At 65.2% G+C, this 13468-nt stretch carries 6 protein-coding genes; all 6 read left to right on the top strand.

Annotated elements, in window-relative coordinates:
- The first annotated feature begins 293 nt into the window (after window positions 1-293).
- On the top strand, window positions 294-1694 hold the full coding sequence (gene ahcY / locus AC0L2P_RS19020) for an adenosylhomocysteinase (protein WP_473502927.1): 1401 nt from the start codon (window positions 294-296) through the stop codon (window positions 1692-1694).
- Between the two features lie 188 nt (window positions 1695-1882).
- Window positions 1883-4444, top strand: coding sequence for a sensor histidine kinase (locus AC0L2P_RS19015; RefSeq protein WP_473502925.1), 2562 nt, complete (start codon window positions 1883-1885; stop codon window positions 4442-4444).
- 8 nt (window positions 4445-4452) lie between these two features.
- Window positions 4453-5964 (top strand): tRNA (adenosine(37)-N6)-threonylcarbamoyltransferase complex ATPase subunit type 1 TsaE, encoded by a 1512-nt coding sequence (gene tsaE, locus AC0L2P_RS19010; RefSeq protein WP_473502923.1) that lies wholly within the window; start codon window positions 4453-4455, stop codon window positions 5962-5964.
- A gap of 41 nt (window positions 5965-6005) precedes the next feature.
- Window positions 6006-6764: a nucleotidyltransferase family protein gene (locus tag AC0L2P_RS19005; protein WP_473502921.1), complete on the top strand. Its 759-nt coding sequence runs from the start codon at window positions 6006-6008 to the stop codon at window positions 6762-6764.
- Window positions 6761-9898: a double-strand break repair protein AddB gene (gene addB / locus AC0L2P_RS19000; protein ID WP_473502919.1), complete on the top strand. Its 3138-nt coding sequence runs from the start codon at window positions 6761-6763 to the stop codon at window positions 9896-9898. Before AC0L2P_RS19005 ends, addB begins: the two co-directional genes overlap by 4 nt.
- On the top strand, window positions 9895-13407 hold the full coding sequence (gene addA, locus AC0L2P_RS18995; RefSeq protein WP_473502918.1) for a double-strand break repair helicase AddA: 3513 nt from the start codon (window positions 9895-9897) through the stop codon (window positions 13405-13407). The genes addB and addA overlap by 4 nt, the downstream gene beginning before the upstream one ends.
- Window positions 13408-13468: the final 61 nt, after the last annotated feature.

The following is a 13468-nucleotide window of genomic DNA, read 5'->3' as shown; positions in this document are numbered from 1 at the left end:
GAGCTGCTACTCTCTCCCAGCGGTTCATTCTCGCCTCTTGGCAATGAATGTCATAAGACAAGCGCGTCGCATGAGGCCGGTCGAACGCGACGCGCTTTAGTGACAGCCACCTTGGACAGCACCCCTTCTGCGCTCTCATGGCCGCCCGCCGCTGAAGACATGCACGGATAAAGATTTCTTTATATCCCATTGTCGTCCCACTCCCGATCTGCTAGTCAGGCCGGCAACTCGCGCCCTCCGACACGCCTTCGGGGCGGGCGCGTCCCGCAATCAATTCGCATCGGAGCACTGCCATGACGGGTAGCAAGGACTATGTGGTCGCAGACATCGCGCTTGCCGGCTGGGGCCGCAAGGAGATCGAGATCGCCGAAACCGAAATGCCGGGCCTGATGGCCTGCCGCGAGGAATTCGGCGACAAGAAGCCGCTCAAGGGCGCGCGCATCACCGGCTCACTGCACATGACCATCCAGACGGCGGTGCTGATCGAAACGCTTAAGGCGCTCGGCGCCGATATACGCTGGGCTTCCTGCAACATCTTCTCGACCCAGGACCACGCTGCCGCGGCCATTGCCGAGGCCGGAATTCCGGTGTTTGCCGTCAAGGGCGAGACGCTGGAGGATTATTGGGTCTACACCGACAAGATCTTCCAGTGGGCCGATGGCGGCACCTCCAACATGATCCTCGACGACGGTGGCGATGCCACCATGTACATCCTGATCGGCGCCCGCGCCGAGGCCGGCGAGGATGTGCTGTCCAATCCAGGCAGCGAAGAGGAAGAAATCCTGTTTGCCCAGATCAAGAAGCGCATGCAGGCATCGCCCGACTTCTTCACCAAGCAGAAGAAAGCGATCCGCGGCGTCACCGAAGAGACGACGACCGGCGTCAACCGGCTCTATCAGCTGCAGAAAAAAGGCTTGCTGCCGTTCCCGGCGATCAACGTCAATGATTCCGTGACCAAGTCGAAATTCGACAACAAATACGGCTGCAAGGAATCGCTTGTCGACGGCATTCGCCGCGGCACCGACACGATGATGGCCGGCAAGGTCGCGGTGGTCTGCGGCTATGGCGACGTCGGCAAGGGCTCGTCGGCTTCGCTCAAGGGCGCCGGCGCCCGTGTCAAGGTTACCGAGGTCGATCCGATCTGCGCGCTGCAGGCGGCGATGGACGGTTTCGAGGTGGTCACGCTCGAAGACGCGGCACCGACGGCCGACATCGTCATCACCACCACCGGCAACAAGGACGTCGTCACCCTCGACCACATGCGCCTGATGAAGGACATGGTGATCGTCGGCAACATCGGTCACTTCGACAACGAGATCCAGGTGGCCTCGCTGCGCAATCTGAAGTGGACCAACATCAAGCCGCAGGTGGATCTGATCACCTTCCCGGACGGCAAACGGATGATCCTTTTGTCGGAAGGCCGTCTGCTCAACCTCGGCAACGCCACCGGCCATCCGAGCTTCGTCATGTCGGCGTCCTTCACCAACCAGGTGTTGGCCCAGATCGAGCTGTACACCAAGCCCGGCCAGTACGAAAACCAGGTCTATGTCCTGCCGAAGCATCTCGACGAAAAGGTTGCGCGCCTGCATCTCGATAAGCTCGGAGCCCGCCTGACCGAACTGTCCGGCGAACAGGCGGCCTATATCGGCGTCACCCCGCAGGGACCGTTCAAGCCGGAACACTACCGCTATTAACCACGGCGAAAGTTGCTACTAGATATTGAAGCCGGGTGATTGACTTTTCGCCCGGCTTTATTTTTGCGCTGATTGATTCTTCACGCCGATTCGCGCAAGCGCTATGGTGCTGATTCGCGGTCCCGGGACGAGGCCCGGGCGCACGCATCAGGGCGGTCTTGCATTCAGGCGGCGAAGAGGACCAAGACATGCCGGGGGACAACCCGCCTTGCGCGGGACAGGCCGTTTCCGGCGGCCATAACGATTCGACTACGGGCTCCGCTGCTGGAGGCGGCAGCCTTTTATGGCGTGCCGGGAGCCGCGTCGGGGTGCTGCTGGCTTCTTCCGCGCTGGTTGGTCCGCTGCTTGGCTTTACTGCACATGCCCAGACACGCGTGGCGCAAAAGGCCGGCCTGTCGGTCAGCACGGTCGAGGTGATGCAACTCGCCATGTTCGTCGGCGTCATGGGGGCGGCATTGCTGTCGGCCATCTTTCTGATCCGCGAAAGGGCGCGCACCTCGGCGGAAAATGCCGAGCTCAGGACCCGCATCGCCGACGTCAATGCCGCGCTGCAGCGCTCGGAGGCACTGCTCCATTCCCGCGATCAGCGCGTGGTCGTGTGGGCCGCCGAGAACAAGAAACCCGAGCTTGTCGGGACGTTGCCGATCGAAAGCGGCGCGCCGGAGGACAGGGCGGCTTTCCTGGCTTTCGGCCGCTGGCTGATGCCGCGTTCGGCGGCCGCACTTGAACATGCCGTCGCGGCGCTGCGGGATAAAGCAAAGCCGTTCGATCTGGTCATCGAATCGCAGGCCGGCCAGCCGCTCGAGGTCCATGGGCGCAAAAGTGCGGCGCATGTGCTGGTTCGCTTCGTCTCGCTGTCGGAGACACAGCGAAGCCAGGCCAGGCTGAAAATCGAGAACCAGCGCTTAGCCGCCGACCATGAGACGCTGATCGGCCTTCTCGATGCGCTCAAGATGCCGTCATGGCTGCGCACCGTCGACGGGCGGCTGAAATGGGTCAACCGGGCCTATGCCGAAGCGGTCGAGGCCGAGAATGCCGAAGCGGCGGTCCGCGCTGGCAAGGAATTCCTCGGCGGCCAGGCGCGCGACACGATCGCTGCGCAGCACAAGTCGCACCCCGTCTTCGAACAGACACTCTCCACGGTGATCGAAGGCGACCGCCGTGTGTTTGCGGTGACCGATTTTGCCGGGGCGGATGGTTCGGCTGGTCTCGCCTGCGACATCAGCGCTATTGAGGCCATTCGCGCCGAATATGAGCGGACCGTGCAGAGCCACGCCGATACGCTCGATCAGCTCAACACCGCGGTGGCGATTTTCGATACCGACGAGAAATTGCGGTTTTTCAATCAGGCGTTCCAGAAACTATGGGGCCTCGACAGCGGCTTCCTGCACAGCGCGCCGGACAACGCCTTGCTGCTCGATCGCCTGCGCAGCGAAGGCAAGATCGCCGAGCAGCCCGAATGGCGGCGCTGGAAAGAGAGCCTGCTCGGCGCTTACCGCGCGGTTGAATCGCAGGAGCATTGGTGGCATCTGCCGGACGGCAAAACCATTCGCGTCGTCGCCAACCCGCAGCCCAAGGGCGGCGTGACCTGGGTGTTCGAGAATCTGACCGAGAAGATGGACCTTGAAAGCCGCTACCAGACCGCCGTCCGGGTTCAGGGCGAAACGCTCGACAACCTCGCCGAAGGCGTCGCGGTGTTTGGCCCCGACGGCAGGCTGAGATTGTCCAACCCGGCCTTCGCGGCACTGTGGGGGCTGGATGCCGATGCCTCAAAACCCAACGTCCATGTCTCGACGATCCGCGACCTTTGCGACCGCCATGCCATAGACAGTCCGTGGGGCTGGTTCGTTGCCGCCATCACCGGCTTCGACGACGAGCGCCGCGACCGCTACGGCCAGACCGAATTGCACAACGGCACCGTTTTGCGCTACGCCGTCATCCCTTTGCCCAACGGCCAGGTGATGATGACCTTCGTCGACGTTACCGACAGCGTCAATGTCGAGCGGGCGCTGAAGGACAAGAATGAGGCCCTGCAAAAGTCCGACCAGATCAAGAATGAATTCGTGCAGCACGTCTCCTATGAGCTGCGCTCGCCACTCACCAACATCATCGGCTTTACCGAGCTTCTTTCACTGCCGTCGACTGGTCCGCTGAACCAGAAGCAACGCGAATATATCGGGCATGTCGGCTCGTCCTCCTCGGTCCTGCTCACCATCGTCAACGACATCCTCGATCTGGCGACGGTGGATGCCGGCATCATGGAACTCGACATTTCCGAAGTTCACGTCGACCGAACCATTACAGCTGCCGCCGAACTGGTCGCCGACCGGCTGGAGGAACATGCGATCAAGCTTAGGATCGACGCGGCGGCCGCACCGAAGACCTTCCACGGCGACGAGATCCGCGTTCGCCAGATCCTCTACAATCTGCTCAGCAATGCCGCCAATTACGCGCCGGAGGCGAGCACCATAACGCTCGCCTGCCGCCAACTTGCCGACGGCGTGGAGTTTTCCGTTCACGATGACGGCCCCGGCATGCCGCCGGACGTGCTTGACTCAGTGTTCCGGCGCTTCGAGCCGCGCGCCAATGGCGGCCGCCGCCGTGGCGCCGGGCTCGGCCTGTCGATCGTCAAGAGCTTTGTCGAACTGCATGGCGGCAGCGTCCGCATCGAGACCGGCAGGGATAAGGGCACCACGGTTGTTTGTGCCTTTCCCGACACGCCGTCGGGCATCCGCGCGGCGGCCGAGTAGCGCGTTCGATGGCGGTATTGGTGCTGGAGCGTTTTCTCGCCGACGAGGCTGCGACGGCAAGGCTTGGTGAGGACCTCGCCATGTCGCTGCGCATTGGTGACGTGCTCGCTCTCAAGGGCGATCTCGGCGCCGGCAAATCGACCTTGGCGCGGGCGCTGATCAGGGCACTGGCCGACGATGCCGGCCTCGACGTGCCGAGCCCCACCTTCACGCTGGTCCAGAGCTACGACACGCGTGTGCAGGTCCATCATTTCGATCTCTACCGCCTGGGCACGGCATCCGAGCTGGACGAGCTGGGCTTCGACGAGGCGCTGACGCAAGGCGCTGCGCTGGTCGAATGGCCGGAGCGGGCAGAGGCATATTTGCCGAAAACCTCGGTGCTGGTCGAACTTCTCCAGCAGGGCGACGGCCGACTGGCGAGACTATCGGGAGAGGGCGCCGCCTTCGAGCGCGCGGCGCGATCGCTGGCAATGCGCGATTTTCTCGGCCAGGCCGGTTGGGGCGAAGCGCAGCGGCGATATTTCATCGGTGATGCCTCGGCCCGCTCCTACGAGATCGTCACGCTCGCCGGGTTTCTCCCGCGCGTGCTGATGAACTCGCCAAGGCTGGTGCTAGGCCCGCCAGTCCGCGACGGCAAACCCTATGCCGAGATCGCCCACACCGCCCAATCCGTTTCGGCGTTCGTCGCCATCGACCGGGCCTTGCGGGCCGGGGGCGTCAGCGTCCCGGAAATCCATGCCCAGGACCTCGACCAGGGTTTTCTCCTGCTGGAACATCTCGGTTCCCAAGGGTTTCTCGACAAGCGCGGCCAGCCGGTGGCCGAGCGCTACGCTGCGGCGGCCGAACTGCTTGCCATGATGCACGGCAAAACATGGCCGGCCCGTATGCAGGCCGGCCCCGGCGTCTTCCACCAGGTGCCGCCTTTCGACCGCGACGCCATGATGATCGAGGCCGAATTGCTGGTCGACTGGTATGTCCCGGCGATATCAGGCGCTCCGCCAACCGAGGTGCTGCGCGCCGGTTACCGCAGCGAATGGAATGCGGTGCTCGATCGGCTTCAAGGGCGCGAATACACGCTGATGCTGCGCGACTTTCATTCGCCCAACCTGATCTGGCGCGGTGACCGTTCCGGTCATGACCGCCTCGGCGTCGTTGACGTCCAGGACGCGCTGATCGGACCGTCCGCCTACGACGTCGCCTCGCTCGCCATGGACGCGCGCGTCACCATTTCACCCGAAATCGAAAAGCACACGCTCGCCGCCTATGTCGCCGCGCGACGCGCGGCCGGCGTTTTCGACGAGGACGAATTCCGCGAAACCTACGCAATCATGGCCGCACAGCGCAATTCCAAGATTCTCGGCATCTTCGTGCGGCTCGAAAAACGTGACGGCAAGCCTTATTATCTGAAGCATCTGCCGCGCATCCGCGACTATCTTCGCCGGGCGCTGGCGCATCCGGCGCTGGCAGGGCTGCAGGATTTCTATATCGCTCACGGCTTGCTGGAGGAACGGTCGATTTGACGGCTAAGGATTTGGCCCCGAAGGCGTCGGACGAGGGACCGATGCCGACGACCGCCATGGTGCTCGCCGCCGGGCTCGGCAAGCGCATGCGGCCGATCACCGAGACCATGCCGAAGCCGCTGGTCAAGGTCGCCGGCAAGACATTGCTCGACTGGGGGCTGGACTGCCTAGCCGAAGCCGGCGTCGCCAAGGCCGTCGTCAACGTGCATTACCTGCCGCAACAGATCGTGGACCACGTAACCCGCCGCATTGCGCCGAGGATCGTCATCTCGGATGAGAGTGGGGGCTTGCTCGACTCAGCCGGCGGTATCGTCAAGGCACTGCCCAGCTTGGGGGCGCCCTTCTATGTGCTCAACGCCGACACCTTCTGGATCGACAGCGGCGTTTCCAATCTCAGGCGACTTGCCCTTGCATGGGAGGGCGCGACAATGGACATTCTGCTGATGCTTGCGGATCTCCAGTCGGCCACCGGACATAGCGGCGGCACCGATTTCCTGATGCCGCCGGACGGCGCCTTGCGGCGTGCGAACAATGATCCGGCCGGCTTGATCTATGCCGGCGCCGCAATCGTTCATCCGCGCATCTTCAAGGATGCGCCGGCCGGCCCGTTGTCGCTCAACGCCTATTTCGATGCGGCAATCACCGCCGGCCGGCTGTTCGGCATGAAAATGCAGGGTCACTGGGTCACCGTTGGCACACCTGACGCGATCCCGCGGGCGGAAGCAGCGGTCGCCGCCGCGCTTGGCGGCACGCCCGATGCTGTTGCTGAGGCACCCGGCGCTCTTACCGAGTCGAAATGAGCGGCTCCCGCCGCGTTTTCTCGATCCCGCCCGGAGCGCCGTTCCTGCCGACGCTGGCCGAGGCGCTGCTTGCAGGGCGCCTGGTTCCCGGCTTTGCCTATGATGGCGATCCGCTGATGCTTGCCGATCTCACCATCTATGTGCCGACGCGCCGTGCGGCGCGGGCGCTTCGCGGCGAATTCGTCGATGCTCTCTCGCGCTCGGGAAGCCGCTCGGCGATCCTGCCGGTCATCCGCCCGCTTGGCGAGTTCGATGAAGATGAAGCCGCCTTCGAGGCGGGAGCTTCGGCCGCCATCGACCTTGCGCCGCCGATCGCCGCGGCAGAGCGCCTGTTGCTGCTTGCGCCGCTGGTGCGGGCGTGGAAACGCCGCCTGCCGGCACATGTCGCGGCATTGTTCGACGAGGAGATCGTCATTCCGGCCTCCGCCGCCGACGCCATCTGGCTGGCGCGCGAGCTGGCGCGCCTGATGGATGAGATCGAGACCGAGGGCACGGATTGGGCAAGGCTCGCCGACCTTGTGACCGGCAACCTGGCAGGCTGGTGGCAGGTGACGCTCGATTTCCTGACCATCGTCACCGAGAACTGGCCGAAGCTGCTCGAGGAGCGCCATCGCTCCAATCCGGCCGCGCATCGTAACGCCCTGATAAGGCTGGAGGCGGCGCGGCTAAAGCGCAACCCGCCGGCCGGACCGGTGATCGCCGCCGGCTCCACCGGCTCCATTCCCGCCACGGCCGAGCTGCTTGCCGTGATAGCCGGTCTGCCCAATGGCGCCGTTGTGCTGCCCGGCCTCGACCGGGCGCTGGACGAGCCGTCCTTTGCCGCGATCAGTGCACTCGGTGCGCGCCCCGCTCTGCTTGGTCACCCGCAATACGGCCTGGCAAAGTTGATCGGCAAGATCGGCGTGCCGCGCGCCGACGTCGAAGATCTTGCTGTTGCGCCGCGGCCGCTTGCACTGCGCGCCGCACTTGTCGGCGAAGCGCTGCGCCCGGCGGAGACTACCGAGCTGTGGGCGCAGACGCGCGCCCGTTTCACCGTTGGCGATATTGCCGAGGCCTTCGCCGGCGTGACGCTTCTCGAAGCGGCCTGCGAACGCGACGAAGCCGTGGCGATCGCCGTCGCGCTCAAAAGGGCCGTCGAACAGCCCGGCCAGCGCGCAGCGCTGGTCACCGGCGACCGTGCTCTGGCGCGGCGGGTCTCGGTCGAGCTGCAACGCTTCGGCGTCGCCGCCGACGATTCCGGCGGCACGCCGCTCATCAACACTCCAGCCGCCAGCCTGCTCAGGCTGGCGCTTCAGGCAGCCTTGCGTCCGGGCGACCCGGTCGCCGTGCTGTCGCTGCTCAAGCACCCCCTGCTTGGCCTCGGCCTGGAGCGGGCGAGCCTGCGCCATGCGGCCGAAATCGTCGAACTCGTGGCGCTGCGCGGCGGCACCGGGCGTCCGGACGTCGCGTCGCTGCCGCAGCTCTTCGATAGCCGGCTCCTCGAATTCGACGACGGCGGCAATCGCCGCCCGCCTTTCTGGCGATCGCGGCTCTCGGTCAGGCGCATCGAACAGGCGCGCGGTCTGCTGATCCGGTTAACGGCCGCGCTGGCGCCGCTGGTTGCCTTTCGCGGCGAGGAGAATGCCGATCTTGCCACGCTTGTGCGCGCCAGTGTCGGCGTGCTCGAAAGCCTCGGCCGCGCCGCCGACGGCAGCCTGAGCGAACTCTATTCCGGCGATGCCGGCGAAAAGCTCGCCGAGCTCTTGCGCGGGCTGGTCGCGGCCTCGGTGTCGTTCGCCTTCGCCGCTGACGAATGGCCTAACGTGATGGAGGCGCTGATCGCGCCCGAGACGGTCAAGCCGGCGCAGGGCACCGACAGGAACATCGCCATCTGGGGCGTGCTGGAAGCGCGGCTTCAGGACGTCGACACGCTGGTCGTCGGCGGGCTCAACGAAGGCGTGTGGCCGCGCAAGCCGGAGAGCGACCGCTTCATGTCGCGGCTGATGAAGACCGGCATCGATCTCGAACCGCCGGAGCGGCGCATCGGCCTTGCCGCCCATGATTTCCAGATGGCGATGGGCGCCAAAAAAGTGGTGCTGGCTCGCTCCGCCCGTTCCGGCGACGCACCGTCGGTGCCCTCGCGCTGGCTGCAGCGTATCCTTACTTTCGTCGGCGAGGATCATGCCGCGGCACTTCGCCGGCGCGGCGATGAGCTGCTCGCCTGGGTGCGTGCGCTCGATGCCGGCGAAAAGCAGGACTTTGCGCCGCGGCCGCAGCCGAAACCGCCGCTCGCCGCGCGGCCGCACCACTTCTCGGTCACCGAGATCGAAACGCTGCGTCGCGATCCCTATGCGGTCTATGCCAGAAGGATACTCGGCCTGATGCCGCTCGATCCGGTCATTCGCGATCCGGGCGCTGCCGAGCGTGGCACGCTGTTTCACGCTATTCTGCACCTCTTCACGGGGAGAGTTGCCGATCCGCGCGCACCGGACGCGCTGGACGGGCTCATCGCCGCAGGCCGGTCCTGCTTTGCCGACGCCGCCCTGCCCGCCGATGTCGAGGCGGTGTGGTGGCCGCGCTTCGAAAAGCTTGCCGCAGGCATCATCGAATGGGAGCGTGGCCGGGCCGCCGCCGTGGCACGGCGGCACGCCGAGGAGCGTGCCGAAAAGACTGGCGTCGGCCGATCCGGCGTGACCCTGTCCGGCTATGCCGATCGCATCGATCTGTTGGCTGGCGGCATGGCCGACATTCTCGACTACAAGACCGGCTCCTCGCCATCCAAGGCACAGGCGCACACGCTGCTCGCGCCGCAACTGGCGCTGGAGGGCGCGCTGCTGCGTCGCGGCGCCTTCAAGGAGCTTGGCGCATGCGAGCCGTCGCAACTGGCCTTCGTGCGGCTGAAGCCGAATGGCGAAGTCTTCGAGGAATCCATCCTCGAATACAACCGCAAGCCGCGAACCGCCGCCGATCTCGCCGAGGAGGCCTGGGCGCGGCTCGAAAAACTGCTGATCCACTACGCCGACCCCGCGACCGGCTATCTGTCGCGGGCACTGCCGTTCCGCGAGGGTGAGACCGACGGCGACTACGACCATCTCGCCCGCGTGCTCGAATGGTCGGCCGGCGGCGACGCCGACGACGAGGCAGGGGAGGCATGAAAAAGGCCTACCCCATTCCAAGCGACACCGCCGCCAGTCAGGCAAGCGCCTCCGACCCGCGCAATTCCGCCTGGGTGTCGGCCAATGCCGGATCCGGCAAGACCCATGTACTCGCCCAGCGAGTTATCCGGCTTCTGCTGCGCGGCACCGATCCGTCCAAGATCCTGTGCCTGACCTATACGCGTGCCGCCGCCGCCAACATGTCGAACCGGGTGTTTTCGACCCTGTCGCAATGGACGGCCCTGGGCGATGGCGAGCTCTCGACGCGGATAGAGTTGCTGGACGGCCGCCAGCCCGACGGCGAAACCATGCGCCGGGCGCGGCGGTTGTTTGCCGAGGCGCTGGAAACACCGGGCGGGCTGAAGATCCAGACCATCCACGCCTTCTGCGAATCGGTGCTGCATCAGTTCCCGCTGGAAGCCAACATCCCGGCACATTTCGAAATGCTTGATCCGCAAGTGGAGGCTTCGCTGTTCGCCGCTGCCCGCCGCGACATGATTTCGGGCGGCGTTGCAGGCGATGCGGCATTGGCCGAAGCTTTTGCCACCGTGCTGGAGCGCGGTGGCGAACATGGGCTCGACGCACTGCTCGCGGAGATCGTGCGCAAGCGAGACGGTTTGCGCGCCTTCATCGCCGCGGCCGGCGGCGATGGTTTTCAGGCGCTGTTCGACGAGTTCCACTTCCGCGCCGGCCAGACCGTCGAAGGCATAGCCGCCTCGGTCTGGCCGCTGCCCGGCTTCCTGCCGGATTATCTCGTCACCTTTTCACGGGCGGCGGACGCCGCTGATGCGCGCATCGTGCTGAATAATCTGCTGCCATATGCCCGTCTTGCCTTCGCCGAGAAGGATCCGGTCCGTCGCCTGAATTTGCTCTCCAAGGCTTTCCTGAGGGCCGACGGCGAGCCTTACGATCCGGCAAAGACGTTTAAAAGGGCATTGCTTGGCCGGCAGCCCGATCTTGCCGAACGTTATCTGGCGGCGGTCGACGCCATTCTCGAAATCTCCGACCGGCTGGCCTTGTTCAGGATGCTGGAGGGCACGCGTGCGGCGCTGACCATCGCCGACTGGCTGATCGCCCGCTACGAGCAATTGAAGCGCGCCCGAGGCTTCCTCGACTTCAACGACCTGATCACCCGCACGGTCAATCTACTGGCGCGGCCTGACGCCGGCCCCTGGGTGCAATACAAGCTCGATCGGGGCATCGACCACATCCTCCTCGACGAGGCGCAGGACACCAGTCCCGACCAGTGGGAGGTGGTCAAGCGGCTGGCGGAGGAGTTCTTTGCCGGGCTCGGCGCACGCGACGCCGTCCACCGCACCATCTTTGCCGTCGGCGACGAAAAGCAGTCGATCTACTCCTTCCAGGGAGCCGCCCCGGATTCCTTTGCCGACAGCCGGCTTTTGTTTGCCGGCAAAGTCAGATCCGCCGAGGCCGCCTTCGCCGATCTCAAGCTGACCTGGTCGTTCCGCTCGACCGAAGATGTTCTTGCGGCCGTCGACCGTGTCTTTGCCGACCCGAACGTGCGGCGCGGCATCAGCCACGATCCCGATCCGCTCGACCACAAGGCGATCCGTAGCGATGCGCCGGGTTATGTCGAGGTCTGGCCGTCGATCGGCGCCGACGTCGTCGACGAACCCGACGATTGGACGCAAGCGGTCGACCATGCTCACGCGCCAGCAGTCCGCGTCGCCGAAAACGTCGCCGCGACCATTGCCGGCTGGATCGGCAGCGGTGAGGTCATCGAAGGCCGCGGCAAGAAACTCCGGCCCGGCGACGTGCTGGTGCTGGTGCGCAAGCGCGATCGCTTCGTCCATGCGCTGACGCGGGCGCTGAAGCGCCGCGACATCCCGGTGGCCGGCGCCGACCGGCTCAGCCTGCCCGGCCATATCGCGGTAAAAGACCTGATCGCGCTTGGCCATTTCCTCATCCAGCCTGAGGACGATCTGTCGCTGGCCGCCGTGCTGCGCAGCCCGATCTTCGATGTCTCGGAAGAGCAGCTTTTCGCGCTTGCTGCCGAGAGGCCGTCCGGCGTCTCGCTGATCGCCTCGCTGCGCCGGCATGCCGGCGAAAGCGAAGCGTTGGCCGCCGTCGTCGGCCGGCTCGACACGTGGTCGAAAGAAGCCGCATTCAAGCCGGTGTTCCAATTCTATGCCGCGGCTCTCGCCCGCGACGGTCTGCGCAAGAAGATGATCGCGCGGCTCGGGCCGGAGGCCGGCGACATCCTCGACGAATTCCTCAATTTCTGCCTGGCCGAAGAACGGACCGGCCTGCCGGGACTGGAATCCTTCCTGTCGGTGCTGGAAAACGCCGGCCCCGAGATCAAGCGCGAGATGGACCAGACCCGCGACGAGGTTCGCGTCATGACCGTGCATGCGGCCAAAGGCCTTGAAGCGCCGGTGGTATTCCTGGTCGATGGCGGCTCCGCGCCGTTCAGCGACCAGCATCTGCCGAGATTGATGCCGTTCGAAGGTTCGGGCGACTGCTGGGAGGGCAAGGGCTATCTCTGGCGTTCGGCCAGCGATGTCGCCAATGGGTTTTCACGTACCGCATCGGCCCGCGCCCGCGAACTCGCCGACGACGAATATCGCCGGCTGCTTTATGTCGGCATGACCCGCGCCGAGGATCGGCTGATCGTCTGCGGCTACCATGGCAAGCGGGCGCCGAATACCGGCACCTGGCATTCGATCGTCAGCCGCGCACTGGTCGGTGCCGCGGACAGCGAGGAACGCCGGCATCCCGCCACTGGCGAGACCGTGCATCGTTTCCAGGTGACGAAGCTGCCGCCAATGCCGCTGTCGGCTGTGGACGAGGCACGACAGGCGGAACGCTTTGCGCCACTGCCGGAAACCCTGTTCCAGCCTCTGCCGCCCTTCGAGGAATTGCCGCGGCCGCTCTCGCCGTCCGGCGCCTCGGTGCTGATCGAGGAGGCGCGGCAAGCGGTGGCCGACACGCGTTCGCCGGTACTGGATGCCGACGCCGAGCCCGGCTTTGCCGTCATGCGCGGGCTGGCGCTGCATAAATTGCTACAGATGCTGCCCGGCATCGCCGAGGAAAAACGCCTGGATGCCGCCGAACGCTATCTGGCAAGAGCCGGCGCGGAATGGCCCGACGACGAGCGCGGCAAGGCCTTGGCTGGCGTTTTCAGAATTCTTGCCGACAGCCGCTTTGCGCCGCTGTTTGCGCCAAACTCGCGCGCTGAAGTCGCCATCATGGGCAGCCTGGAGGTGAGGGGCAAACTGCGCTCGATTTCCGGCAAGATCGACCGGTTGGCAGTAACGCCGGACAAGGTTTCGATCGTCGACTACAAGACCAATCGGCCAGCGCCAGCTACGCTCGCCGAAGTGCCGCAAGCCTATGTTCTGCAACTCGCGCTTTATCGCGCGCTGCTTCAGCCGCTCTATCCGGGACACGAGGTCTCGGCGGCGCTGCTGTTCACCGAGGCGCCGAGGCTGATCGAGCTGCCGGCAGCGGCCATGGACGACGCGCTTGCTAGACTCACGGGAGCGTGACACAACACTTGCTTGAAGACGGATGCGATCACCACCACATTTGGTGCGACGAACAAATCGA

The sequence above is a fragment of the Mesorhizobium sp. WSM4836 genome, from assembly GCF_055811815.1.
Note: the sequence above shows the minus strand (reverse complement) of the source record. Positions and strands in the feature narration are given on the sequence as shown.

Bases quoted from the DNA above. Each gene is read 5' to 3' on its own strand.
- AC0L2P_RS19015 (WP_473502925.1), top strand. From the start codon at position 1,883: ATGCCGGGGGACAACCCGCCTTGCGCGGGACAGGCCGTTTCCGGCGGC.
- addA (WP_473502918.1), top strand. From the start codon at position 9,895: ATGAAAAAGGCCTACCCCATTCCAAGCGACACCGCCGCCAGTCAGGCA.
- ahcY (WP_473502927.1), top strand. From the start codon at position 294: ATGACGGGTAGCAAGGACTATGTGGTCGCAGACATCGCGCTTGCCGGC.
- addB (WP_473502919.1), top strand. From the start codon at position 6,761: ATGAGCGGCTCCCGCCGCGTTTTCTCGATCCCGCCCGGAGCGCCGTTC.
- AC0L2P_RS19005 (WP_473502921.1), top strand. From the start codon at position 6,006: ATGCCGACGACCGCCATGGTGCTCGCCGCCGGGCTCGGCAAGCGCATG.
- tsaE (WP_473502923.1), top strand. From the start codon at position 4,453: ATGGCGGTATTGGTGCTGGAGCGTTTTCTCGCCGACGAGGCTGCGACG.